General features: G+C 72.1%; 22 protein-coding genes and 1 tRNA gene. 7 read left to right on the forward strand and 16 right to left on the reverse strand.

Translation table 11 applies throughout. From position 1 onward, the window contains the following. Window positions 1-135 precede the first annotated feature (135 nt). The 3 genes from Sru02f_RS24170 to Sru02f_RS24180 all read right to left on the reverse strand — a co-directional run bounded on the left by Sru02f_RS24170 (window position 136) and on the right by Sru02f_RS24180 (window position 1,373). Window positions 136-810, reverse strand: coding sequence for a glutathione S-transferase C-terminal domain-containing protein (locus tag Sru02f_RS24170; protein WP_109028778.1), 675 nt, complete (start codon window positions 808-810; stop codon window positions 136-138). Window positions 811-974: 164 nt separating this feature from the next. Further along, window positions 975-1,048 (reverse strand) — tRNA-Pro (locus Sru02f_RS24175). Window positions 1,049-1,166: 118 nt separating this feature from the next. Then, complete coding sequence (locus tag Sru02f_RS24180; protein ID WP_109028777.1) at window positions 1,167-1,373, reverse strand: hypothetical protein; 207 nt, start codon at window positions 1,371-1,373, stop codon at window positions 1,167-1,169. 109 nt (window positions 1,374-1,482) lie between these two features. On the opposite strand from Sru02f_RS24180, the gene Sru02f_RS24185 reads away from it, so the two are divergent. Beyond that, window positions 1,483-2,469: a bile acid:sodium symporter family protein gene (locus Sru02f_RS24185; RefSeq protein WP_109028776.1), complete on the forward strand. Its 987-nt coding sequence runs from the start codon at window positions 1,483-1,485 to the stop codon at window positions 2,467-2,469. Window positions 2,470-2,495: 26 nt separating this feature from the next. On the opposite strand, the gene Sru02f_RS24190 is transcribed toward Sru02f_RS24185, so the two are convergent. The 6 genes from Sru02f_RS24190 to Sru02f_RS24215 all read right to left on the reverse strand — a co-directional run bounded on the left by Sru02f_RS24190 (window position 2,496) and on the right by Sru02f_RS24215 (window position 8,313). Then, a complete protein-coding gene (locus Sru02f_RS24190) occupies window positions 2,496-3,839 on the reverse strand; it encodes an MFS transporter (protein ID WP_109028775.1) in 1,344 nt (447 codons plus the stop codon). A 200-nt stretch (window positions 3,840-4,039) separates the two neighbouring features. Then, entirely contained in the window at window positions 4,040-4,990 is a 951-nt protein-coding gene (locus Sru02f_RS24195) for a VOC family protein (RefSeq protein ID WP_109028774.1), read from the reverse strand. Continuing rightward, a complete protein-coding gene (locus Sru02f_RS24200) occupies window positions 4,971-6,134 on the reverse strand; it encodes a 4-oxalomesaconate tautomerase (protein WP_373103539.1) in 1,164 nt (387 codons plus the stop codon). Before Sru02f_RS24200 ends, Sru02f_RS24195 begins: the two co-directional genes overlap by 20 nt. Continuing rightward, window positions 6,131-6,838 (reverse strand): 4-carboxy-4-hydroxy-2-oxoadipate aldolase/oxaloacetate decarboxylase, encoded by a 708-nt coding sequence (locus Sru02f_RS24205; protein WP_109028773.1) that lies wholly within the window; start codon window positions 6,836-6,838, stop codon window positions 6,131-6,133. The genes Sru02f_RS24200 and Sru02f_RS24205 overlap by 4 nt, the downstream gene beginning before the upstream one ends. Next, window positions 6,835-7,587 carry a PIG-L deacetylase family protein gene (locus tag Sru02f_RS24210; protein WP_109028772.1) on the reverse strand — a complete coding sequence of 251 codons (753 nt, stop codon included), beginning with the start codon at window positions 7,585-7,587 and terminating at the stop codon, window positions 6,835-6,837. The genes Sru02f_RS24205 and Sru02f_RS24210 overlap by 4 nt, the downstream gene beginning before the upstream one ends. Before the next feature lie 75 nt (window positions 7,588-7,662). Beyond that, window positions 7,663-8,313: a GntR family transcriptional regulator gene (locus Sru02f_RS24215; RefSeq protein ID WP_109028771.1), complete on the reverse strand. Its 651-nt coding sequence runs from the start codon at window positions 8,311-8,313 to the stop codon at window positions 7,663-7,665. A gap of 177 nt (window positions 8,314-8,490) precedes the next feature. On the opposite strand from Sru02f_RS24215, the gene Sru02f_RS24220 reads away from it, so the two are divergent. Continuing rightward, window positions 8,491-8,844: a cupin domain-containing protein gene (locus Sru02f_RS24220; protein ID WP_109028770.1), complete on the forward strand. Its 354-nt coding sequence runs from the start codon at window positions 8,491-8,493 to the stop codon at window positions 8,842-8,844. A gap of 129 nt (window positions 8,845-8,973) precedes the next feature. Beyond that, a complete protein-coding gene (locus Sru02f_RS24225) occupies window positions 8,974-10,137 on the forward strand; it encodes a Gfo/Idh/MocA family protein (RefSeq protein WP_109028769.1) in 1,164 nt (387 codons plus the stop codon). Here Sru02f_RS24225 and Sru02f_RS24230 read toward each other — a convergent pair. Then, on the reverse strand, window positions 10,115-10,756 hold the full coding sequence (locus Sru02f_RS24230; RefSeq protein WP_174854958.1) for a TMEM175 family protein: 642 nt from the start codon (window positions 10,754-10,756) through the stop codon (window positions 10,115-10,117). The two genes, Sru02f_RS24225 and Sru02f_RS24230, sit on opposite strands and share 23 nt — an antisense overlap. Before the next feature lie 63 nt (window positions 10,757-10,819). Next, window positions 10,820-11,866: a LacI family DNA-binding transcriptional regulator gene (locus Sru02f_RS24235; RefSeq protein WP_109028768.1), complete on the reverse strand. Its 1,047-nt coding sequence runs from the start codon at window positions 11,864-11,866 to the stop codon at window positions 10,820-10,822. Between the two features lie 130 nt (window positions 11,867-11,996). Between Sru02f_RS24235 and Sru02f_RS24240 the strand changes: the two genes are divergently transcribed. Both Sru02f_RS24240 and Sru02f_RS24245 read left to right on the forward strand, forming a co-directional pair. Then, complete coding sequence (locus Sru02f_RS24240) at window positions 11,997-13,160, forward strand: phytanoyl-CoA dioxygenase family protein (RefSeq protein WP_109028767.1); 1,164 nt, start codon at window positions 11,997-11,999, stop codon at window positions 13,158-13,160. 68 nt (window positions 13,161-13,228) lie between these two features. Then, a complete protein-coding gene (locus Sru02f_RS24245) occupies window positions 13,229-14,233 on the forward strand; it encodes a Gfo/Idh/MocA family protein (RefSeq protein ID WP_164271527.1) in 1,005 nt (334 codons plus the stop codon). 38 nt (window positions 14,234-14,271) lie between these two features. Here the strand turns inward: Sru02f_RS24245 and Sru02f_RS24250 are convergent, their stop codons facing one another. The 5 genes from Sru02f_RS24250 to Sru02f_RS24270 all read right to left on the reverse strand — a co-directional run bounded on the left by Sru02f_RS24250 (window position 14,272) and on the right by Sru02f_RS24270 (window position 18,800). Further along, window positions 14,272-14,685 (reverse strand): VOC family protein, encoded by a 414-nt coding sequence (locus tag Sru02f_RS24250; protein ID WP_109028765.1) that lies wholly within the window; start codon window positions 14,683-14,685, stop codon window positions 14,272-14,274. Between the two features lie 115 nt (window positions 14,686-14,800). Further along, the gene (locus Sru02f_RS24255) at window positions 14,801-15,703 is read right to left on the reverse strand and encodes a sugar phosphate isomerase/epimerase family protein (protein WP_109028764.1); all 903 of its coding nucleotides are present in this window, start codon (window positions 15,701-15,703) and stop codon (window positions 14,801-14,803) included. A gap of 2 nt (window positions 15,704-15,705) precedes the next feature. Then, window positions 15,706-16,695 carry an ATP-binding cassette domain-containing protein gene (locus Sru02f_RS24260; protein ID WP_109028763.1) on the reverse strand — a complete coding sequence of 330 codons (990 nt, stop codon included), beginning with the start codon at window positions 16,693-16,695 and terminating at the stop codon, window positions 15,706-15,708. Between the two features lie 6 nt (window positions 16,696-16,701). After that, the gene (locus tag Sru02f_RS24265) at window positions 16,702-17,778 is read right to left on the reverse strand and encodes an ABC transporter permease (RefSeq protein ID WP_164271538.1); all 1,077 of its coding nucleotides are present in this window, start codon (window positions 17,776-17,778) and stop codon (window positions 16,702-16,704) included. Then, window positions 17,778-18,800 carry a sugar ABC transporter substrate-binding protein gene (locus tag Sru02f_RS24270; RefSeq protein WP_109028761.1) on the reverse strand — a complete coding sequence of 341 codons (1,023 nt, stop codon included), beginning with the start codon at window positions 18,798-18,800 and terminating at the stop codon, window positions 17,778-17,780. Before Sru02f_RS24270 ends, Sru02f_RS24265 begins: the two co-directional genes overlap by 1 nt. Before the next feature lie 253 nt (window positions 18,801-19,053). Here Sru02f_RS24270 and iolC point away from each other — a divergent pair, with 253 nt between their 5' ends. Together iolC and Sru02f_RS24280 are read left to right on the forward strand one after the other, a co-directional pair. Further along, window positions 19,054-20,016, forward strand: coding sequence for a 5-dehydro-2-deoxygluconokinase (gene iolC, locus Sru02f_RS24275; RefSeq protein ID WP_109028760.1), 963 nt, complete (start codon window positions 19,054-19,056; stop codon window positions 20,014-20,016). A gap of 13 nt (window positions 20,017-20,029) precedes the next feature. Continuing rightward, window positions 20,030-20,926, forward strand: coding sequence for a Cgl0159 family (beta/alpha)8-fold protein (locus Sru02f_RS24280; RefSeq protein WP_109028759.1), 897 nt, complete (start codon window positions 20,030-20,032; stop codon window positions 20,924-20,926). Window positions 20,927-20,963: the final 37 nt, after the last annotated feature.

The raw sequence follows: 20,963 nt of genomic DNA on the forward strand, positions 1-20,963 counted from the left end.
GCCGTGGCCACAGACCGGCGCCGGGGGCCGGTCGCGGCGCGCGCCGCCTTCGGGGAGGGCGACGCGCGCCGCGGCACACGCCGTGTCCGCCGCTGGGGGGCGGCGGGCACGGCGATTTCCGGATCGCTCGTCCCGTCAGGCGGGACGGCCCGCGAGGTGGCGGCCGAAGGCCGGGTGGGCGGTCAGGCGCCGGACGTGGGACCACAGGGCGGGGTGATCGTCCTCGTGCGGCGGGCTGTCGCGTCGGACGAGCGCCGCCCACACCTCGACGTCGGCGGCGGTCAGCCGGTCGCCGACGACGTGGGAGTGCGCGGTCAGGCGCCGCTCCAGGAGGTCCAGCACACCGGGCAGCGCCGCGGGGTCGGCGGCTCGGGTGCACAGTTCCTCGACGGCGGCGACGGCCGCTTCCGCGCCGGACGGGTACAGCACCGGGCCCGCGGCCGGGGTGAAGGACCGGGCGAGGTCGCGCATGATGTCGCGCGCGTGCGTGCTCACGATCCGGCCCGACCAGCCGTCGCTGAGCACCGGCGCGACGGCCGGCCCCCGGTAGTGGTGCGCGCTCGCCTCGTACAGCGGCCGCAGGGCGGAGTACCCGCCGTCGGGGCAGTCGGGGCGCGGGGCCAGGAGGGTCACCGGACAGATCTCGTCCAGGCCGAGGAGGCGGTGCACGACGGCGATGCCCAGACAGTCGTCGTGGCCGGGTGAGAGGTGGAGGCGGTAGCGGCGCGGAACGGCGTAGTGGCCGCTGCGCGGGTCGCGGCCGATCCGGCCGCGGAAGGCGGGGGCAGGGGCGAGCGGTGTGACGGTCATGGTTCTCCCCGGGTATTTCCCTACCTAATCACTAGGATTACTGGGGAAGTGTCGACCGGCGCCGAAGAGGCGTCAAGTAGGTGTCCACCCACCAAGAAGAGGCCGGGGAGGCCAAGAGAAAAGGGTCCCCGCGAGCTTCCGCCCGCGAAGACCCTTCGCAACCGTCGGGACGACAGGATTTGAACCTGCGACCCCTTGACCCCCAGTCAAGTGCGCTACCAAGCTGCGCCACGTCCCGGTGCGCGATCCGGGTTCGCCGTGATCGCGCTGGTCAAGCCTACCCCATGCGCGCGGCGGGGCGGAGTCGCCGGCCGGCCCCTCCCCTCCGGGGCGGCCGGCGACGTGCAGGGGGCGCGCTACACCGTGCCGGGCGGTGTGATCCCGTACTCGGCCACCCGCTCGGTGAGGTCGCGCCACACCTTCGGTGCCACCGGTACCCCGTCGGCGGCGCGTTCCACGGCGCGGGCGGCGCTGCGTTCGCCGGGGCAGTACACCCCGTCGGGGCCAGCGTGTACCCGGTGGGCTCCGGGGCGCCGTTGCAATCGCACAACTGCGACGAGCACGTGAGGGTCCTCGAAGGGGACGCGGAGGTGTGGGGCGGCGGACCGGATGGGATGATCACATCGCGAGACGCCTTTGCGTCACGCCGCCCACCAGGCGTTACCTCGCACGGTGCGAACCGAAAGTACTGCGAACAACGAACGCGACGAACACCTCGGTGACGACGTCACCGGCGACCGCTCCGCGCGGCGCGCCGTGACCGTCTTCCCGGTCCTGGTCCTCCTGGCCGGCGCCCTCGGCCTGCTGCTCCCCGGCGGTTTCACCGGGTGGAGCGAGGCGGTGCCGTACCTGCTGGGCGTCGTGATGTTCTGCATGGGCATCACGATGACCCCGGAGGACTTCCGCGGAGTCGTGAAGCGCCCCTGGGCGGTGGCGCTCGGGCTCGTGGCGCACTACGTCATCATGCCGGGGCTCGGCTGGGCGATCGCCCACCTGCTCGACCTGCCGCCGCAGCTCGCCGCGGGCGTCATCCTGGTGGGCTGCGCGCCCAGCGGTACGGCCTCCAACGTGGTGACCTACCTGGCCCGCGGCGACGTCGCGCTGTCCGTCTCCGTCGCGACCGTCTCCACCCTGGTCGCCCCGCTGGTCACCCCGCCGCTGACGCTGCTGCTGGCCGGCGAGTACCTGCCGGTGGACGCCGGGTCCATGGTCACCGACATCCTCAAGACGGTGCTGCTGCCGGTCCTCGCGGGCGTCGTCGTACGGCTGCTCGCGGGGCGGTACGTGCAGCGGGCGCTGCCCGCGCTGCCCTGGCTGTCCGCACTGACGATCTCCGTGATCGTGGCGGTCGTCGTGGCGGGCAGCGCGGACGCCATCAAGTCGGCCGCGGGGCTGGTGTTCGTCGCCGTCGTGCTGCACAACGGGCTCGGTCTGGCCCTCGGTTACGGCGCGGGGCGCCTCGGGCGGCTGGGCGAGCCCGGCAGCCGTGCCATGGCCTTCGAGGTCGGCATGCAGAACTCCGGCCTCGCCGCGTCGCTGGCCACCGCGCACTTCAGTCCCCTGGCGGCACTGCCCGCGGCGGTCTTCTCCGTGTGGCACAACGTGTCCGGCGCGGTGGTGGCCGCATGGCTGTCTCGGCGGCGGCCTGCGGCCGGCTGAGCGGAGGAGCGCCGTTTCGCCGGGGGTTACTGTCCGGCTGCGGGTGCGTGGTGGCTGGTCGCGCGGTTCCCCGCGCCCCTTCGGGGCGCGGCGGTGGCCGTGCGCAGGGCCGCGATGCCGATGAAGACCATGGAGGAGAAGCCGGCTGTCGCGAAGGCGGTGAAGCCCCAGTCGCCCTGGTCGGCGGCGAGGAGCTGGCCGCCGAGCCAGGGGCCGAAGACCGCGCCGAAGCGGCCCATGCCCGAGGTCCAGCCGACGGCGGTGGCGCGGTTGGCCGGGGCGGAGCCGATGGAGACGGTCGCGTAGATCATGGTCTGGGCGCTGTTGAGGAAGACGCCGGTCAGGAAGACGACCGCGAAGGTCAGCGCCAGCGGCATGTGGACGCTGAGCAGGAAGACGCCGCAGGCGGTCAGCGCGAACCAGATCGCCGAGATGCGCGGGGCGCCGAACCGGTCCGAGGCGCGGCCCGCGACCAGCATGCCGACGATGCCGCCGAGGTTGAACAGCACGACGAAGGTGAGCGCGGAGCCCAGTTCGTAGCCCTCGCCGCGCATCAGGGTGGGCAGCCAGGTGGCGACGCCGTAGACGAGGAGCAGTCCGCCGAAGGAGGCCAGCCAGTACAGCAGGGTCTGGATCCACTCGCCGCCGCGGAAGAGGTTCGCGAGGTTCTCCCAGCGGACGGTGGCGGGCCTGTCGGCCGGCGCGGCGGGGAGTTCGGCGTCGTAGCGGCCGGCCAGGGTGCGGGCCTCCTCGGTGCGTCCGTGGGCGACCAGGAAACTGAGCGACTCGGGCAGGAACTTCAGGAGCACCGGGACGAAGAGCAGCGGGACCACGCAGACCCAGAAGGCGGAGCGCCAGCCGAGCGGTTCGACGATCCACAGGGCGACGTAGGCGGACAGGATGCCGCCGGCGTGGTGGGCGGTCATCAGCAGGCCGATGGTGATCGCGGCGCGGCCCCGGGGCGCGTAGTCGGAGACCATGCTGATCGCGGTCGGCAGCAGTCCGCCGAGGCCGACACCGGCCAGGGTCCGGCCGAGCCCGAAGACGCCGACGCTCCCGGCGATCGCGCACAGGCCGGAGGCCAGGGAGAAGAGCGCGACGCAGGAGACCATCAGCTTCTTGCGGCCGATGCGGTCGGCGACCGTGCCCGCGGCCAGCGCGCCGACCAGCATGCCGAAGGTGGCGTAGCTGCCGAGGTCGCCGGCCTGGCCCGAGGTGATGCCGAGGGCCTTCTCCTGAAGCATGTGGGGCAGCACGGAGCCGTAGATGAACATGTCCAGGCCGTCGAAGAGGACGGCCAGCCAGCAGAGGCCGACGACCAGCAGGGCCAGTCTGCTGCCGCGGGCGGACAGCGCGGGTGAGGAGGACATCGTTGTTTCCTCTCGTCCAGGAGGCGGTGCCTGGAGGGGACGTGTGATGGGGCGACGCTAAGGACCCGGCTCCGGGAGTGTCAACGTTTTTGTTAACAATCTCAGCAACGATTTGGGGGTGGGCCGCGCACGCGGACGTGCGCGACCCACCCCCTGGGAGAAGGCTGTGAGAAAGCTGTCGGAAAGGTGTCAGAAAGGCGTCACGCGACCGGCGGAGTGCCGTGGGTGTGGAACGACTCGATCGTCTTCAGACCCCAGGCCTGGCCCTTCTTCCGCTCCTCCTCGGTCCAGGTGATCAGCGGCCAGTCCGGCGCCAGCACCAGGCGGGTGAGCGGGTTGCACAGCTCGATGCGGTTGCCGCCTGGCTCGTAGACGTACAGGAAGAACGTCTGCTGGATGGCGTGTTTGTGCGGGCCGGTCTCGATGAACACGCCGGTGTCGATGGCGAGGTCGGCGGCGCGCAGGATGTCCTCGCGAGTGTCGGCGGCGAAGGCGATGTGGTGCAGCCGCCCGGAGGAACCGGTCCAGTCCTCGGTGTAGACGACGTCGTACGACTTGTTCGTGAAGGTCAGCCAACGGGCCGCGATCTTCCCGGAGTCGAGCCTGATCTGCTCGGTGGGCCGGGCGCCCAGGAGGTGTTCCTGGAACTCGGCGCCGGCGAGTACGTCGGCGGCGAGGAAGTTGACGTGGTCCAGGCGGCGTACGCCGACGCCCCGGTTGGGTTTGGCCTGCGGCTGGTTCTTGAGGGCGGGCCGGAGTTCCTCGGGTGCCCGGTAGTGCTCGCTCTCCCAGTACAGGGCGTGTTCGTGCCCGTCGGGGTCGGTGGTGACGTACAGCTTGCCGAGGCCGGGCTCGTCCTCGACCCAGGTGCCGGGCCGCCCCGCCGCCTCCAGGGCCGCGACCCTGCGCCGGAGCGCGTCCTCGCCGGAGGCGCGCAGGGCGAGGCGGCCGAGGCCGGGCTGCTCGCGGGCGGTGAGGACGAGGCTGTGGTGTTCGTAGTCGTCGTAGGTGCGCAGGTAGACGGTGTCGCCGTGCTGCCCGTTGACGGTCAGGCCCAGGAAGTCGGTGAAGAAGGCGACGCTCGCGTCGAGGTCGGGCGTGAAGAGCTGGGCGTGGCCGACGTGCGCGATGTCACCGAGCGGCGGAGTCATGGTGGCCTCCAGGGCGTTGTGCGGGGATCGGTGCCGTCGCGGCGGACCGGGGGAAGACGGTGCCGTCGAAGATCTTGCGCGCGGTGCGTACGACGGCGGTACGCCGCACCACGAGCGGGCCCGGGTCGAGCCGGACGTCCACCTCCAGGAACCCGGTGGGGTGTTCCACCCGGACCCGGTCGCCGGACGGGCCCAGGCGGGCGACGCCCTCCCCCACGCCGCCGGGGACGCGCAGCCCGGCCGCGACGCTCGCGGCGCCCAGGACGCCGATGGAGGTGTGGCAGCGCACGGGGATGAAGGTGCGGGTGGTGACAGCGCCGCCGTCCCGGGGCGGGGCGAGCAGGGTCAGCTTGGGCACGGTGGCGCCCTCGACGTCACCGAGGCCCATCAGGTGCCCGGCGGCCAGCCGGATCTCGCGGAGGCGTCCGGCGAGTGCCGCGTCCGCCTCCAGCTCCGCCGGTGTCTCGTACCCGGTGACCCTCAGCGCGGCGGCCGGGATCAGGACGACCGGCATGCCGTTGTCGACGCAGGTCACCTCGGTGCCGGCGACGGTGTCGCGGACGTTGCCGGTGGGCAGCAGCGGCCCGGAGCCCTGCGGGAACTCGATGACGACCGCTGCGGCGGTGCCGGGCACGCCGGATATCGCCGTGTCCCCGTCGTACGCGACGCGCCCGCCCGGGGTCGGGAAGGTCGCGACGGCCCGTTCGCCGGTGTTGAGCATGCGGATGCGTACGGACGTCTCGGTCTCCCCGGCCGGCACGAGCCCGCGCTCGACGGCGAACGGGCCCACCCCGGCGAGGATGTTGCCGCAGTTCTGCCGGTCGGTGACCTCGGGGGTGTCGACGGCAACCTGGAGGAACAGGTAGTCGACGTCGGCGTCGGGGTCGGCCGAGCCGGAGACCACGGCGACCTTGCTGGTCAGCGGGTGCCCGCCGCCCAGGCCGTCGATCTGCCCCGGGTCGGGGCTGCCCATGGTCCGCAGCAGCAGGTCGTCGCGGGCGGCGGGGTCGGCGGGCAGGTCGGCGGCGAGGAAGTAGGCGCCCTTGGAGGTGCCGCCGCGCATCAACGTGCAGCGCACCTCCTCTGGCCCGGTGCCCGAGCCGGTGCCGGTGCCGGTGCCGGTGCCGGCATCGGTGCCGGTCACGGCCGCTCCCCCGCGGTGTACGCGTCGTACGACTGGTAGGTGACCCCGAGTTCCTTCAGCTTCTCGCGCAATCCGTAGCGGTCCAGGCCGAGTTGGCCCTCCACGAAGGCGGTGCGGGTGGCCGCCTCCTTCTGCTCGCGGGCCTCGGACGCCTCGGCGACCTGCCGGGCGCGCTCGCGCGGGACGACCACCACGCCGTCGTCGTCGGCGACGATCACGTCGCCGGGGCGGATCACCTGGCCGTCGACGGCGATCGGGACGTTGACCGAACCCCCGGTGGCCTTGACCGTGCCCTGCGCGGACACGGCGCGGGTCCAGGCGGCGAAGCCCATCTCGCGCAGTTCCTGGGTGTCGCGGATGCCGGTGTTGGTGACGATGCCGCGCACCCCGCGCCGCTGGAGGGCGGTGGCGAAGAGTTCACCGAACAGCCCGTCGGTGGACGGGGAGGTGGTGGTGACGACGAGGATGTCGCCCTCGCCGCACTGCTCCACGGCGGCGTGGATCATCAGGTTGTCCCCGGGCCAGCTGAGCACGGTGACCGCGGTGCCCGCGACCCGTACGCCCTGCTGGACGGGGCGGATGCGGGGCCCGAGCAGTCCGGTGCGGCCCATGGCCTCGCTGACGGTGGCCACGCCGTAGGCGGCGAGCGCCTCGACGTCCTCGGCATCGGCCTTGGGCGGGTTGGTGACGACGACGCCGCTCATGCCAGCTCCTTCGCGATCTGGGGGTAGGGGCGCATGAAGGCCTCGGCCATGGTCCGGTGCGCCAGGCCCAGGTTGGGACCGGCGTTGCGCTTGAGCTGGACACCCCGGCGGACGGCCAGGTCGGTGTAGTAGTCCCACAGGTGCTGCTGGGCGGCGAGGCACTCCATCGCCTTGCGCTTGGTCTCCCACACCTCGGTGATGTCGAGCAGCACCTCGGGCCGGAAGCCGCTCATCTCGGGCTGGTGCGGCTCGAAGTAGAAGACCGGTGGGGCGCCGATGATCTCGCCCTCGCCCGGGTAGCCGATGGCCTGTGCGAGGACGCGCGCCTCCAGCGCCATGCGGTTGGCGGCCGGGTGGTCGCCGTTGTACGGGTCCTCGACCGGGTGGGTGAGTACGACGTCGGGCTGGGTGGCCCGGTAGACCTCGACGAGCCGGTCGGTCAGCTCCGGCGTGACGGTCAGCGGGTAGTCGCCGGCGTCGAAGAAGCGGACCTCGGCGCCGAGGGCGGCGGCGGCCTTCTCGGCCTCCTCCCGGCGCAGCGCCTTGATCTCCGCCAGCTTCTTCCCCTCCCGCCAGGCCTTGGCGGACTCGCCGCGCTCGCCGAAGGTCAGGCACGCGATGGTGACCTTCTCGCCGCGCGAGGCGGCCAGGGCGATGGCGCCGCCCGCCCGCCACACGAAGTCCCCCGCGTGCGCGGTGACGACGAGGGTCGAGCGGGGGACGGCGGCGGGCGCGTTGCCGTGCGTCATGGGTGACTTCTCCTTGGTGGACAGGTGGCGCCCGCCTCGGTGCCGTGTCACAGGCGCGTGTCTGTGGCGCGTGTGTCAGTCGCGCAGCGCCTCGATCACGCTGGTGAGGTGGGCCCGGACGGCCGCCTCGGCGGCCTGCGGGTCCCTGGCCTCGATCGCCTCGATCATGGCCAGGTGCTCGTTCAGGGATTGCTGCGGGCGTCCCGGGCGCAGCGCCAACTGGAAGCGGTGCCTGACCAGTTGAGCGTTGAGCCGTTCCAGCAGTTCCACGGCCGTCAGCTGGCCGGAGAACTCCCGGATCCGGGCGTGCAGTTCGTGGTTGAGGTCCGAGTAGGTCAGCGGTTCGCCGCCGGCCACGGCCTTGCGCATCGCCGAGCCCAGCTCCTTCAGCCGGGCGACCTGCCCGTCGTCGACGGCGGCGGCGGCCTTGGCCGCGCACAGCCCTTCGAGCACCAGGCGGCACTCGGTGATGGCCACGGCCTCCTCCACCGTCACCACCCGCACCCGTGAACCGCGGTTGCGGATGCGCTCGACGAGCCCCTGGGACTCCAGGTCGATCAGCGCGGCCCGGATACTGGCCCGGGTCACGCCGAACTGCTCGGCGAGTTCGTTCTCCACCAGCCGCTGCGCGGGTGCCATGTCGCCGCGCAGGATCGCCTGCCGCAGCTGACCGAGCGCAAGCTGTTTGGCCTGCTCCCCGGTGCCCGGACGGGCTTGGTTCGGCATGGTTGCCCTCCCTGAGTGAGTGCCTGTCGAACGTAAATCTAGCCAAACAACATTGTCAACAATTTTGTTTGCGTTCTTCGCCCCTCCTCCGACCGCGACGAAGTGTCCGCCGGCCGGGCCGGATGCCCCACACCCTGTCTCCCCCGGCGCCCCGCGGGGCCCGGCTAACGTCGCGCCATGACCCACAGCTTCGTTGTGCACGTCCCCGACGCCGAGCTCGAACCCGAGCCGCTCGACCCCGGCCAGATCGTGTCCGGCACGCCCGAGGTGACCGGCAGGGTGGTCTGGGAGTCGCCGGACGGCCGCCGGGTGCGCGGTGTCTGGCAGATCACGCCCGGCGTGGTCACCGACACGGAGGCGGACGAGATGTTCGTCGTGCTCAGCGGTTCGGCCACCATCGAGGTGGCGGGCGGCCCGACCCTCACGGTCGGACCGGGCGACCTGGCCGTACTGCGCGAGGGCGACCGTACGACGTGGACGGTGCACGAGACGCTGCGCAAGGCGTACGCGATCGACCTCGGTCGTCCGTGAGCCGGGCTTCCGGTCTTTGTCCTGTCAAAAGGTTGACATGATGCCGACGCCCGCCCAGGGTGGCCTCGGACAGATCACGCAGGACAGATCACACAGACAGATCACGGAGAGATCCGAAGAGGGGCGCTCATGGTCGAGGCACTCGGTGTCGCCGTCGTCGGTTTCGGCTGGATGGGCCGGGTGCACACCCAGGCGTACGCCCGGGTCCGCCACCACTATCCGCACCTGGCGCTGCGCCCGGAGCTGGTGGCGGTCGCCGAGGAGGTGCCGGGGCGGGCCGAGGAGGCCGCCGCGCAGTTCGGGTTCGCCTCGGCGACCCGCGACTGGCGCGAGGTGGCGGCGGACCCGCGGGTGCACGCGGTCAGCATCACGGCCCCCAACTTCCTGCACCGCGAGATCGCCGTCGCGATGGCCGGGGCGGGCAAGCACATCTGGGTGGAGAAGCCGGTCGGCCTGTCCGCCGACGACGCGCGGGCGGTGGCCGACGCGGTGGCCGGGGCCGGGGTGCAGGGCACGGTCGGCTTCAACTACCGCAACGCCCCGGCCGTGGAGACCGCCCGCGACCTGATCGCCACCGGGGAGATCGGCAGCGTCACGCATGCCCGTCTCCGCTTCTTCAGCGACTACGCGGCCCACCCGGAGGGCGCGCTGACCTGGCGTTACGAGCGGGAGCGCGGCGGCAGCGGGGTCCTCGGGGACCTGGCCTCGCACGGGGCGGACCTGGCCCGGTTCCTGCTCGGCGACATCGCCTCGCTGACCGCCGACACGGCGGTCTTCCTGCCGGAGCGGGCCCGTCCCGCCGCCGCCACCGCCGGTCATGCCCGGGCGACGGGCGGCGAGCCGGGCCCGGTCGAGAACGAGGACTACGTCAGCTGCCTGCTGCGTTTCGCCTCGGGGGCACGCGGCGTCCTGGAGGCCTGCCGGGTCTCCGTCGGCGAGCAGAACAACTACGGCTTCGAGGTGCACGGCACCAGGGGCGCGGTGTTCTGGGACTTCCGCCGCATGAACGAACTCCGCGTCAGCCGCGGCACGGAGTACCAGGACCAGCCCGTGAGCACCGTGTACGTCGGCCCCGGGCACGGCGAGTTCGCCGCGTTCCAGCCGGGGGCCGCGAACGCCATGGGGTACGACGACCTGAAGGTGGTGGAGGCCCACCGCTTCCTGCGCTCGATCGCGGAGGGCACCCCGTACGGCGCCACCCTGTCGGACGCCGTGCACAGCGCGGCCGTACTGGAGGCCATGTCGCGGTCGGCGGAGCACGGCACCTGGGTCAGTCCCGGGCTGCCCGGTTGACGGCGCCGCGGCGGGCCCGCATCGCCCACCGGCCCAACAGGCCCTGGACCGGGACCAGTACGAGCCAGCTCCACATCGCCGCGGGACCGACGGCCAGGGCGAGCGGGACGCTCAGTGCGAAGACCACCGTCGTCGCCGCCATGTCCAGGCCGAAGAGCAGGAAGCCTTCCTCGGGGGCCGTCCCGCCGCACAGCCAGGGCCGGGTGGCCAGCACGGCGAGCAGGGCCACGTGGGAGGCGCCGAGGGCGGCGATCGCCGCCGCGTAGACGGCGACGGAGACCGGCTCGTCCCCGTACTCGGAGATGAGCTTGGTCGGGAAGGGAACGAGTGCCGCGACGCCCAGGCCGGCCAGGGACAGCGTGATCACCTGGCCGTCGACCCGCTCGACGAGGCCGAAGATGCGGCGGTGGTCGCGCCAGAAGAGCCCGAGCACCAGCAGACTGAGCACGTACGCACCCAGGTTGGGCGCGAGATCCCGCAGAGCCGCGTGGTAGGCCGAGGAGTCCAGCCCGCTGGGCACGGAGAAGTCCAGGACGAGCAGCGTGATGGCGATCGCGAAGACGCCGTCGGCCAGCGCCACCACCCGCTCGGGACCGCCGGCCGGAGTCGATTTCCACATGCGCCCGACGGTACGAGCGGCGGCGGGGACGGCCGCGTCACACGCCCGGGGCGGCGGCGCGCGTCACACGGTCGCGGTGTCGAAGGGCACGTCGGGCGGCATGTTGTGCGGGGTGACGACCTGGATCGGCGAGGGCCGCGCCGGACCGGCGGGCGGCAGGGCGCCGTGGGCACGCATCACGTGGCGGCAGGCCTCGCGCAGGTCCTGGCGCAGGTCGTGGTGGAGGACGACGGACAGGCGCCGCTCGCGCAGCAGCCGGGTGTTGTCCTGGTCGAGGTCGTGGGCGACGAACACGTCGCATGGGCGGCCGAGGTCCTCGAAGGCGCGCAGGGTGGCGATGTTGCCGCCGCCCATCGAGTAGACCGCCCGGATGTCCGGGTCGCGTTCGAGCGCGGCCCGCACCAGGTCGTACTGGGTGGCGTCCAGGCCCTGCCCCTCGGCGATCTCGACGAGTGCCCGGCCGGGGTGGCGGGCCCGCATGACGCCGCGGAAGCCCATCTCGCGCTCCTCCTCGTTGCGGAAGAAGCCGCTGCTGAGGCTGGTGAGGACGTTGCCGGGGCGGTCGCCGAGCCACTGGCCCATCAGGTAGGCGGCGGTCGCGCCCGCGGCCCGGTCGTCGATGCCGACGTAGGCCGCCCGGGGGCTTGCGGGCAGGTCCGTCGCCAGGGTGACGACGGGGACGCCCGCGGCGGTCAGCCGGCCGACGGCGGCGGTCACCTCGGGGACGTCCGGGGCCTTCAGGACCACCCCCTGGGAGCCGCGCCGGGCGATCCGGTCCAGGGTCGCGGTCAGCTCCCCGGCCGGGCCCGTCTCTCGGAAGTGGAAGCGGCAGCGCACCACGGCCGGGTGCAGCGCGGGCAGTTCGGCCTCCAGCGCGGCCCGCACGGCGGTGGTGAAGCGCTCCGGCGCCTGCATCACGATGTCGCACATGAACGTGCGGCCGACCAGCCGTACCTGGGTGCGCTGGCGGTCCAGGTCGGCGATGGCCCGTCGGACCTCGTACGCGGTGCTCTCGCGCACGCCGCCGCGGCCGTTGAGCACCCGGTCGACGGTGGCCTCGCTCAGGCCCGCCTGCCGGGCGATCTCCCGGATCGGGAAGGGGTGCCCCATGACCGGCTCCTCGGCTTGGTCGGCGCGGCGCGCTCTGATGGGTTTTTGATGGCTCGCTGATGGTTGTTCGACGCGTTTGTCAGGACAAGAATGACAGCACCGCGTCGCCCCTGTCAGCGAAAGGACGACGATGCCCGCAGCGCCCGTCCCCGCCCACCGCTCCCAGCTGTCCGCAGGCGACTGCGACCTCGAAGCCTTCCGCGAGCTGGTCGAGCAGCCGACCGACCCGACCGCCCACCCGCGGGCCGCCGCCGTGGAGCAGCACGTCCCCGTGTACGACGCCGGGCAGCTGCGCGACGACGAGGGCACGGCGGCCGAACTCGTCCACGCCCTCGCCGACGGCCCCGGCCTCGTCGTCCTCAGGGGCGCCTTTCCGGACCCGGCGGTGGTCGACCGGGCCACCGCGGTGTTCGACGCGCTGATCGCCGAGCAGCGCGCCTCGGGGGCCTCCGCCGGTGATCACTTCGCCGCGCCGGGGGCCAACGACCGGGTGTGGAACGCCCTGGAGAAGGCGGCCCTGCGCGATGCGGAGGCGTTCGCCGACTACTACGCCAATGACGCCCTGGCCCTGGTCGCCCGCGCCTGGCTCGGCCCCGGCTACCAGGTCACCTCCCAGATCAACGTGGTCAACCCGGGCGGCGCCGCCCAGACCGTGCACCGCGACTACCACCTGGGCTTCCTCTCGGAGCGGGCCGCCGCCGCGTACCCGGCGCACGTGCACCGCCTGTCCCCGGTGCTCACCCTCCAGGGCGCCGTCGCGCACTGCGACATGCCCGTGGAGTCGGGGCCCACGATGTACCTGCCGCACTCCCAGAAGTACGAGCCCGGCTATCTGGCCTGGCGGCTGCCGGAGTTCCGGGCCTACTTCGAGGCGCGTCACGTGCAGTTGCCGCTGGCCAAGGGAGACGCGGTGTTCTTCAGCCCCGCGTTGTTCCACGCGGCGGGCACCAACCGCTCCGCGGGCATCCGCCGTATGGCCAACCTGCTGCAGATCTCCTCCGCGTTCGGCCGGGCCATGGAGACCGTGGACCGGGAGGCGGTGGTGAACGCCGTCTACCCGGTGCTGCTGCGGCGGAAGGCCGAGGGCGCGGACGAGCGGTGGCTGGAGCAGGTGGTCGCCGCGAGCGCGGAGGGGTACCCCTTCCCCACCAACCTCGACCGCGACCCGCCGGTCGACGGCCTGGCCCCGCCCTCCCAGGCGGACGCCGTACGGCGGGCGCTGCGCGAGGAGTGGACACCGCAGGCGCTCCGCGCGCAGCTGCGGGCGGGCCACGCACGACGAGAGAGCCGGTGAACGGGGGCGTGCGGGGCGCGGGCCCCGGCACGGACACCCCACACCACGAGCAAGGAGCAGCGAACCACATGCGTATCGGAATCCTCGGCCTCGGCCGCATCGGCGCCTTCCACGCCGAGACCCTCGCCGGACTCGACTCCGTCGGCTCGCTCGTCGTCGCCGACCCGTTCGCGGACGCCGCGAAGGCCGCCGCGGAGCGGTTCGGTGCCGAGGTCGCGGACTCGCCGGAGGCCGTGCTCGCCGCCGGTGTGGACGGTGTGGTGGTCGCGGCGGCGACCGACGCCCACCCGGACCTGATCCTGGCCGCCGTCGAGGCCGGTGTGCCCGTCTTCTGCGAGAAGCCCGTCGCCCGCACCATGGCGGAGGGCGTCGAGGTGCTCAAGGCGCTCGCGGGCCGCGACGTGCCGGTCCAGATCGGTTACCAGCGCCGCTTCGACACCGGGTTCGCCGCAGCGCGGGCCGCCGTGCGCAGCGGTGAGCTGGGACCGCTGCACACCGTACGGTCGACCACGCTGGACCCGGCCCCACCGCCCGCCGCGTACGTCGCCGCCTCCGGGGGCATCTTCCGGGACTGCTCGGTGCACGACTTCGACTCGATCCGCTGGGTGACGGGCCGGGAGGTGAGCGAGGTCTACGCCGTCGGCGGCAACCGCGGTGCCGACTACATCAGGGAGGCGGGCGACGCGGACACCACCGGCGCGGTGCTCACCCTGGACGACGGCACCATCGCGGTGGTCTCCAACAGCCGCCACAACGCCCGCGGGTACGACGTCCGCATGGAGATCCACGGCTTCGACGACTCGATCGCCGTCGGACTGGAGGACCGGCTGCCGCTGCGCTCGGTCGAGCCGGGCGTGACGTTCCCGGCCGGTACTCCGCACGACTTCTTCATGGACCGCTTCACGGCCGCCTACCGCGCGGAGCTGACCGCGTTCACCGAGGTCGTCGCCGGCGCCCGCACCTCGCCCTGCACGGTCGAGGACGCGCTGGAGGCGGGCTGGATCGCCGAGGCGTGCACGCTGTCGCTGCACGAGCACCGGCCGGTGACGATCGCCGAGGTGCGGCGCGGCTGAGGGGGTGCGGCGGGTTCACGGTCCGGCGGGCTGCCCGGTCAGCCCGCCGGCTCGCTGATGTTCACCATCCAGGTGACGCCGAACCGGTCCGTGCACATGCCGAAGACGTCGCCCCACATCTGCTTCTCCAGGGGCACGGCGACGGAACCGCCGGCGGACAGCTTCTCCCAGTAGCCGCGCAGCTCGGCGGCGTCGTCGCCGCTGAGACTCACCGCGAAGGTGTTCCCCGGCGTGTACTCCATCCCGGGCGGGGTGTCGGCTCCCATCAGGGTGAAGCCGCTCGGTGTCTCCAGCATGCCGTGCATGATCTTGTCGGTGTAGGCGGGGTCCGGCATGCCGGCCGAGCCGAAGGTGTTCAGCGCCAGGGTGCCGCCGAACACCTGCTCGTAGAACTCCATCGCCGGTCGGGCGTCGCCGTCGAAGCTGAGGTACGGGTTGAGACGCGAGGACATGGGTGCCTCCCGGAACGGGACGAGGTGTCAGTGCTCGCACGCTAGCGCGCGCCACTGACAACGGCCCGCCGAGCGGGGCACCGGCGGGATGCTGTCCCCCGCCGGCCGGCCCGGTTCAGGCTCCGCAGGAGCGCAGGAACTTCCGGGTGCGTACCGCGATGGGCAGCGGCTTGTCCGGCTCGCAGGGGTACATGTCCTGCTCGACGATGGCGAACAGGTCGACGCCGAGTTCCTGGGCGGCCGTGAGCACCGGGCCCAGCTCCGGCACGCCGCCGGGCGGCTCGCACATCACGCCGCGCTGCACGGCCGGGCCGAACGGCACCCCGCCCTCGCGCACCCCGGCGAGGATCACCGGGTCGACCTGCTTGAGGTGGAGGTAGCCGATGCGCTCGCCGTAGGTCTCGATCAGCTTGACGCTGTCGCCGCCGCAGTAGGCGTAGTGACCGGTGTCCAGGCAGAGGTTCACCAGGTCGGAGTCGGTGGCGTCGAGGAAGCGTTCGACGTGCTCCTCGGTGTCGATGTGGGTGTCGGCGTGCGGGTGGACGACGATGTCCAGACCGTAGGTGTCCCGCACCTCGCGGCCCAGGCGTTCCATGCCCCGGGTGAGGTGGACCCACTGCTCGCCGGTCAGCTCCGGCGGCTCCAGGATCTCGGCGGTCTTGTCGTCGCGCCAGAAGGACGGGATGACGACGAGGTGCTTCGCGTCCATGGCCTTGGTGAGGGCGGCGACGCGGCCGACCTGTTCCCAGGTGGCGTCCCACTCGGAGGGGCCGCGGTGCAGCCCGCAGAAGATGGTGCCCGCGGAGACCTTGAGGCCGCGCCGGGTCACCTCGTCGGTGAGCCGGGCCGGGTCGGTGGGGAGGTAGCCGTAGGGTCCCAGCTCGATCCAGTCGTAGCCGGCCTCGGTGACCTCGTCCAGGAACCGTTCCCACGGCACCTGCCGGGGGTCGTCGGGGAACCAGACGCCCCAGGAGTCGGGGGCCGAGCCGACGCGGATGCGGTCGAGGGCAGAGGGCATGCTCAGGCCTTCCCTTCGGCGGTGCCGGATGCGGTGCTGTCGGATGCCGCGACGTCGGGATTCGCGGCCTCGGTCCTGTCGGCAGTATCGGGTGCGGCGGGCTTCTCCGCAGCGCCCGCGTCGTCGGGCAGCGCCTCCACGTCGACTCCGCCGACCTGCGCCAGCTCGTGCTTGAGGGCGGCGAGTTCGGCGCCGCCCGCCATGTGGTTGGTGAGCGCCTCGAGGGTGATGTCGGCGCGGGCCGCGCTCAGTTCGAGGGTGCCCAGGCGCAGCACGCTGAAGTGGTCGCCGACCATGTAGGCGTGGTGGGGGTTGTGGGTGATGAAGATGACGCCGAGTCCGCGTTCGCGGGCGGCGGCGATGTACTTGAGGACCACGCCGGACTGCTTGACGCCGAGCGCGGCGGTGGGCTCGTCGAGGATGAGGACGCGGGCGCCGAAGTAGACGGCGCGGGCGATGGCCACGCACTGGCGCTGGCCGCCGGAGAGGGTGCCGATGGGCTGTTCGAGGTCGTCCAGGACGATGCCCATGTTGCGCAGTTCCTCGTCGGCGGTCCGCTTCATGCGGGCGATGTCGAGGCGGCGCACGGGCCAGGGGCCCTTGGTCATCTCGGAGCCGAGGAAGAAGTTCCGCCACACCGGCATCAGCGGGATCGTGGCCAGGTCCTGGTAGACCGTGGCGATGCCGCGGGCCAGCGCGTCGCGCGGGGTGCCGAAGCGCACGGCCTCGCCGTCGACGAGGAACTCGCCCTCGGTGTGCTGGTGCAGCCCGGAGATGATCTTGATGAGGGTGGACTTGCCGGCACCGTTGTCACCGAGCACGCAGGTCACCCGGCCGGGGTGTACGGCGAGGTCGACGCCGTGCAGGGCGCGGATGTTGCCGTAGGACTTGCCGGCCCGGCGCAGTTCGACCAGGGGTCGGTCCTGCTCGGGTGCGGGGTCGGCCAGGACGGCGCCGTGGGTGCCGGGGGCTGCGGGGGTCTTGCTGGTCATTTCCGATCACCTCCGGGTCGCGGCGCGGCGGACGTACAGGTTGATGAGGACGGCGCCGAGGAGCATCACGCCGAGGAAGGCCTTGAACCAGTCGGGGTTCCAGCCCGCGAAGACGATGCCCTGGTTCACCATGCCGAACATGAAGGCGCCGAAGACGGGGCCGATCGCGGAGCCGTAGCCGCCGGTGAGCAGACAGCCGCCGATCACCGCCGCGGCGATGTAGATCAGCTCCTGGCCGACGCCCTCACCCGACTGCACGGTGTTGAATGAGAACAGCTGGTGCATGCCGACGAACCAGGCGCCGAAGCCGACCAGCATGAACAGCGTGATCTTGGTGAAGGTGACCGGCACGCCGACCGCGCGGGCGGACTCCTGGCTGCCGCCGACGGCGAAGATCCAGTTGCCGTACTTGGTGCGCAGCAGGACCCAGGTGGCCAGGGCCGCGAAGACCAGCCACCACACCACCGTGATCTTCACCTCGACGCCGCCGACGTCGAAGGACGAGGCGAACAGGGCCTTGGCCTGGTCGAAGCCGTCCATGTCGCTGATGTCGTCGGTGGCGACGTTGCCGGTGACGAGCTTGGTGACGGCGAGGTTGACGCCCTGGAGGACCAGGAAGGTGGCCAGCGTGACCAGGAAGCTCGGCAGGCCGGTCTTCATCAGCACCCAGCCGTTGAAGGCGCCGACGGCGAGCGAGGCCACGAGGGCGACGACCACGCCCATCCAGACGTTCATGGTCAGCTGGTAGCTGAGCATGCCCGCGGTGAGCGCCGAGGTGACCACGGCGACACCGGCGGACAGGTCGAACTCGCCGCCGATCATCAGCAGGGCGACGGGCAGCGCCATGATGCCGATGGTGGACGACTGGTACAGCACCGTCGCCATGGAGCCGCCGTCGCGGAGGGTGGGTGCGGCGATCAGGAAGAAGACGAACACGGCGACGGCGCCGAGGAAGACCCCGACCTCGGGCCGGGCGAGCACCCGCAGCGCCACGGAGCGCTCACGGGTGCGCCCGTCGGTCTGTTTGGGGCCGGGGGCCGGCGGTGTGGTCACCGCCGGCTCAGCCTGTTGGGCCATGCTCATCACCGGGTGCCCTTCGAGGCGAACTCGGCGACGGCCTTGACGTTGGTCTTGTCGACGAAGGCCGGACCGGTCAGCACCGGCTGCTCCCCGCCGCCGCTGTAGTTGCCGTTGTTCTTGTAGAGCCACAGTCCGTCGACCGCGAGGTAGCCCTGGAGGTAGGGCTGCTGGTCGACGGCGAACTCGATGTCGCCCTTCTCGATGGCGCCGGTCAGTTCCTTGTTGAGGTCGAAGGTGGCGACCTTGGCCTTGCTGCCGGACTCGTCCACCGACTGCACGGCGGTCATGGCGAAGGGGGCGCCGAGCGTGATCAGGTGGTCGATGTCGCCGTCCTGCTTGAGCTTGGCGGTGACGGTCGACTTCACCGAGGGCATGTCGGTGCCGTTGACGTAGAGGTTCTCGATGGACCCCTCGAAGGTCTTCTTCACGCCGTCGCAGCGCTGGGTCAGGCCGACGTTGCCCTGCTCGTGGATGACGCAGACGGCCTTCTTGGCCCCGTCCTCGTTGAGCCGCTTGCCGAGCGCCTCACCGGCCACGCTCTCGTCCTGGCCGAAGAACTCCATCAGGCCGAGCTTCTTCCAGTCCGCCAGACCGGAGTTGAGCCCGACCACGGGTATGCCGGCCTTCTCCGCCTTGTCGAGGACGCTTCGCAGGGCGTCCGGCTTGGCGAGGGTGACGGCGATGCCGTCGACCTTCTGGTCGATCGCGTTCTGCACCAGGTTGGCCTGGTTGCCCGCGTTCGGGTCGGCGGAGTAGACGAGCTTGACGTTGTCCTTGTCGGCGGCCGCCTGGGCGCCCTTGCGGACGATGTCCCAGAAGGTGTCGCCGGGGGCCTGGTGGGTGACCAGGGCGACCGTCATGCGGGGGGTGTTCGCCTTGCCCGCGGAGGCGCCCGCGTCGCTCTCCTCGTCGGCCTTCTTCCCGCCCGAGCTGCTGGAGCAGCCGGCGAGGGTCAGGGCCGCGGCGGCGGCGAGGGCCACGGCAGGGGCGAATCTGCGGGAGCGGGCGTGCGAAGAGCGGTCCATCTTTTCCTGCACCTCACTGTGCGACTGTGCGACGGGAGAGCCGTGTGCCAGACCCGAGTGCCAGACCCGAGAAGAATGGCTGTTGCTGCGCTGGGACCGGATACAAGTCCTTGGGACGCCCACTGTCAATACTTTGTCAAGACATCATTTCACTCACAGGTCCGAATGTAAGTACAAAGTATTGACAGCGTCGTCCAGGAGTCATACACCTTGGGAGGCGGCAGGCCCCCGCCCAGCCAAAGGAGCGTCGCACATGGCCGAGTCAGTCCCGCGTTTCGATCTGATCACGATGGGCCGCATCGGGGTCGATCTCTATCCTCTGCAGACGGGCGTACCCCTGGCGGAGGTTGAGACCTTCGGCAAGTTTCTCGGCGGTTCGGCCTCCAACGTCGCGGTCGCGGCCGCCCGGCTCGGCCGCGCCACGGCCGTCATCACCCGCACGGGCGACGACCCCTTCGGCGGCTATCTGCACGGCGCGCTGAAGGAGTTCGGCGTCGACGACCGCTGGGTCACCCCGGTCGCCGCGTACCCGACCCCGGTGACGTTCTGCGAGATCTTCCCGCCGGACGACTTCCCGCTGTACTTCTACCGCCGCCCCAAGGCACCGGACCTGGAGATCCGCCCGGAGGAGCTGGACCTGGACGCGATCCGCGCGGCCTCGATCTTCTGGATGACCGGCACCGGACTGAGCGAGGAACCGAGCCGCACGGCGACGCTGGCCGCCCTCGCCCACCGCGCCAAGTCCGGCACCACGGTCTTCGACCTGGACTGGCGCCCCATGTTCTGGGCCGACCCGGACCAGGCCCGCCCGTACTACGCCGAGGCGCTCGGGCACGCGACCGTCGCGGTCGGCAACCTGGACGAGTGCGAGATCGCCACGGGCGTGCGTGAACCCCGCGCCTGCGCCGAGGCGTTGCTGGCGGCCGGGGTGGAGCTGGCCGTGGTCAAGCAGGGCCCGAAGGGGGTCCTCGCCGTGCACCGCGACGGCCGGTCGGCCGAGGTGCCGCCGGTCCCGGTCGAGGTGGTCAACGGCCTCGGCGCGGGCGACGCGTTCGGCGGCTCCCTGTGCCACGGTCTGCTCTCCGGCTGGGAGCTGGAGCGGATCATGCGGTACGCCAACGCGGCCGGCGCCCTCGTCGCCTCCCGTCTCGCCTGTTCCTCCGCGATGCCCACCGAGGCCGAGGTCGACGACCTCCTCGCGCGAGCCACTCCCTGAACGGAGCAAAGCCTTGTCCCGCAGCATCTCCAGCATCCCGGACCTCACCGCGGTCCGCGCCCGGCACCCCGAGGCGATCGCCGAGGCCGCGGCCCGCCGGGTACGCCGCCCGCTGATCGGCGACTCGGGCCGCCTGATGATCGTGGCCGCCGACCACCCGGCGCGCGGCGCGCTCGGCGTCGGCGACCGCCGGCTCGCCATGGCCAACCGGGCCGACCTGCTGGAGCGCCTGTGCACCGCGCTGTCCCGGCCCGGCGTCGACGGGGTACTGGCCACCGCCGACGTGCTGGAGGACCTGCTGCTGCTCGGCGTGCTGGAGAACAAGGTCGTCATGGGCTCGATGAACCGGGGCGGCCTCGCGGGCGCCGCCTTCGAGATGGACGACCGCTTCACCGGCCACCGCGCCGAGGACATCGCCCGGCTGCGCTTCGACGCGGGCAAGCTGCTGCTGCGCATCGACTACGACGACCCCGGCTCGCTGGCCACGATGGAGGCGAGCGCCCGCGCGGTGGACGCCATGGCCGCACGTGAACTGCCGCTCTTCGTCGAGCCGTTCATCTCCCGCCGGATCGACGGGCGGGTGCGCAACGACCTGTCGGCCGAGGCCGTGACCCGCTCCATCGCCATCGCCTCCGGCCTTGGCGGCACCTCCGCCTACACCTGGCTGAAACTGCCCGTCACCCGGAACCCGGACGACATGGCCGAGGTCCTGGAGACCTCCACGCTGCCCGCGGTCCTGCTCGGCGGCGACATAGGGGGCTCCCCGGCGGACCAGACCGCGGCCTACGAACGCTGGCGCAAGGCGCTGCGGCTGCCCACCGTGCAGGGCATGGTCGTGGGCCGCTCGCTGCTCTACCCGGCCGGGGGCAGCGTGGAGGAGGCGGTGGACACGGCCGTGGGACTGCTGTGACCGGGTTTGCTGTGGCCGACTGTCGTGACCGACTGCT

It is taken from the genome of Streptomyces rubrogriseus (genome assembly GCF_027947575.1).
Lineage (GTDB): Bacteria > Actinomycetota > Actinomycetes > Streptomycetales > Streptomycetaceae > Streptomyces > Streptomyces rubrogriseus.

Excerpts from the sequence above, each read along its gene's own strand:
- Sru02f_RS24225 (WP_109028769.1), top strand. The coding sequence starts at position 8,974 with ATGGTCGAGGCACTCGGTGTCGCCGTCGTCGGTTTCGGCTGGATGGGC.
- Sru02f_RS24230 (WP_174854958.1), bottom strand. The coding sequence starts at position 10,756 with ATGTGGAAATCGACTCCGGCCGGCGGTCCCGAGCGGGTGGTGGCGCTG.
- Sru02f_RS24265 (WP_164271538.1), bottom strand. The coding sequence starts at position 17,778 with ATGAGCATGGCCCAACAGGCTGAGCCGGCGGTGACCACACCGCCGGCC.
- iolC (WP_109028760.1), top strand. The coding sequence starts at position 19,054 with ATGGCCGAGTCAGTCCCGCGTTTCGATCTGATCACGATGGGCCGCATC.
- Sru02f_RS24250 (WP_109028765.1), bottom strand. The coding sequence starts at position 14,685 with ATGTCCTCGCGTCTCAACCCGTACCTCAGCTTCGACGGCGACGCCCGA.
- Sru02f_RS24170 (WP_109028778.1), bottom strand. The coding sequence starts at position 810 with ATGACCGTCACACCGCTCGCCCCTGCCCCCGCCTTCCGCGGCCGGATC.
- Sru02f_RS24215 (WP_109028771.1), bottom strand. The coding sequence starts at position 8,313 with ATGCCGAACCAAGCCCGTCCGGGCACCGGGGAGCAGGCCAAACAGCTT.
- Sru02f_RS24240 (WP_109028767.1), top strand. The coding sequence starts at position 11,997 with ATGCCCGCAGCGCCCGTCCCCGCCCACCGCTCCCAGCTGTCCGCAGGC.
- Sru02f_RS24220 (WP_109028770.1), top strand. The coding sequence starts at position 8,491 with ATGACCCACAGCTTCGTTGTGCACGTCCCCGACGCCGAGCTCGAACCC.
- Sru02f_RS24270 (WP_109028761.1), bottom strand. The coding sequence starts at position 18,800 with ATGGACCGCTCTTCGCACGCCCGCTCCCGCAGATTCGCCCCTGCCGTG.
- Sru02f_RS24210 (WP_109028772.1), bottom strand. The coding sequence starts at position 7,587 with ATGACGCACGGCAACGCGCCCGCCGCCGTCCCCCGCTCGACCCTCGTC.
- Sru02f_RS24190 (WP_109028775.1), bottom strand. The coding sequence starts at position 3,839 with ATGTCCTCCTCACCCGCGCTGTCCGCCCGCGGCAGCAGACTGGCCCTG.
- Sru02f_RS24205 (WP_109028773.1), bottom strand. The coding sequence starts at position 6,838 with ATGAGCGGCGTCGTCGTCACCAACCCGCCCAAGGCCGATGCCGAGGAC.
- Sru02f_RS24195 (WP_109028774.1), bottom strand. The coding sequence starts at position 4,990 with ATGACTCCGCCGCTCGGTGACATCGCGCACGTCGGCCACGCCCAGCTC.
- Sru02f_RS24245 (WP_164271527.1), top strand. The coding sequence starts at position 13,229 with ATGCGTATCGGAATCCTCGGCCTCGGCCGCATCGGCGCCTTCCACGCC.
- Sru02f_RS24260 (WP_109028763.1), bottom strand. The coding sequence starts at position 16,695 with ATGACCAGCAAGACCCCCGCAGCCCCCGGCACCCACGGCGCCGTCCTG.
- Sru02f_RS24255 (WP_109028764.1), bottom strand. The coding sequence starts at position 15,703 with ATGCCCTCTGCCCTCGACCGCATCCGCGTCGGCTCGGCCCCCGACTCC.
- Sru02f_RS24235 (WP_109028768.1), bottom strand. The coding sequence starts at position 11,866 with ATGGGGCACCCCTTCCCGATCCGGGAGATCGCCCGGCAGGCGGGCCTG.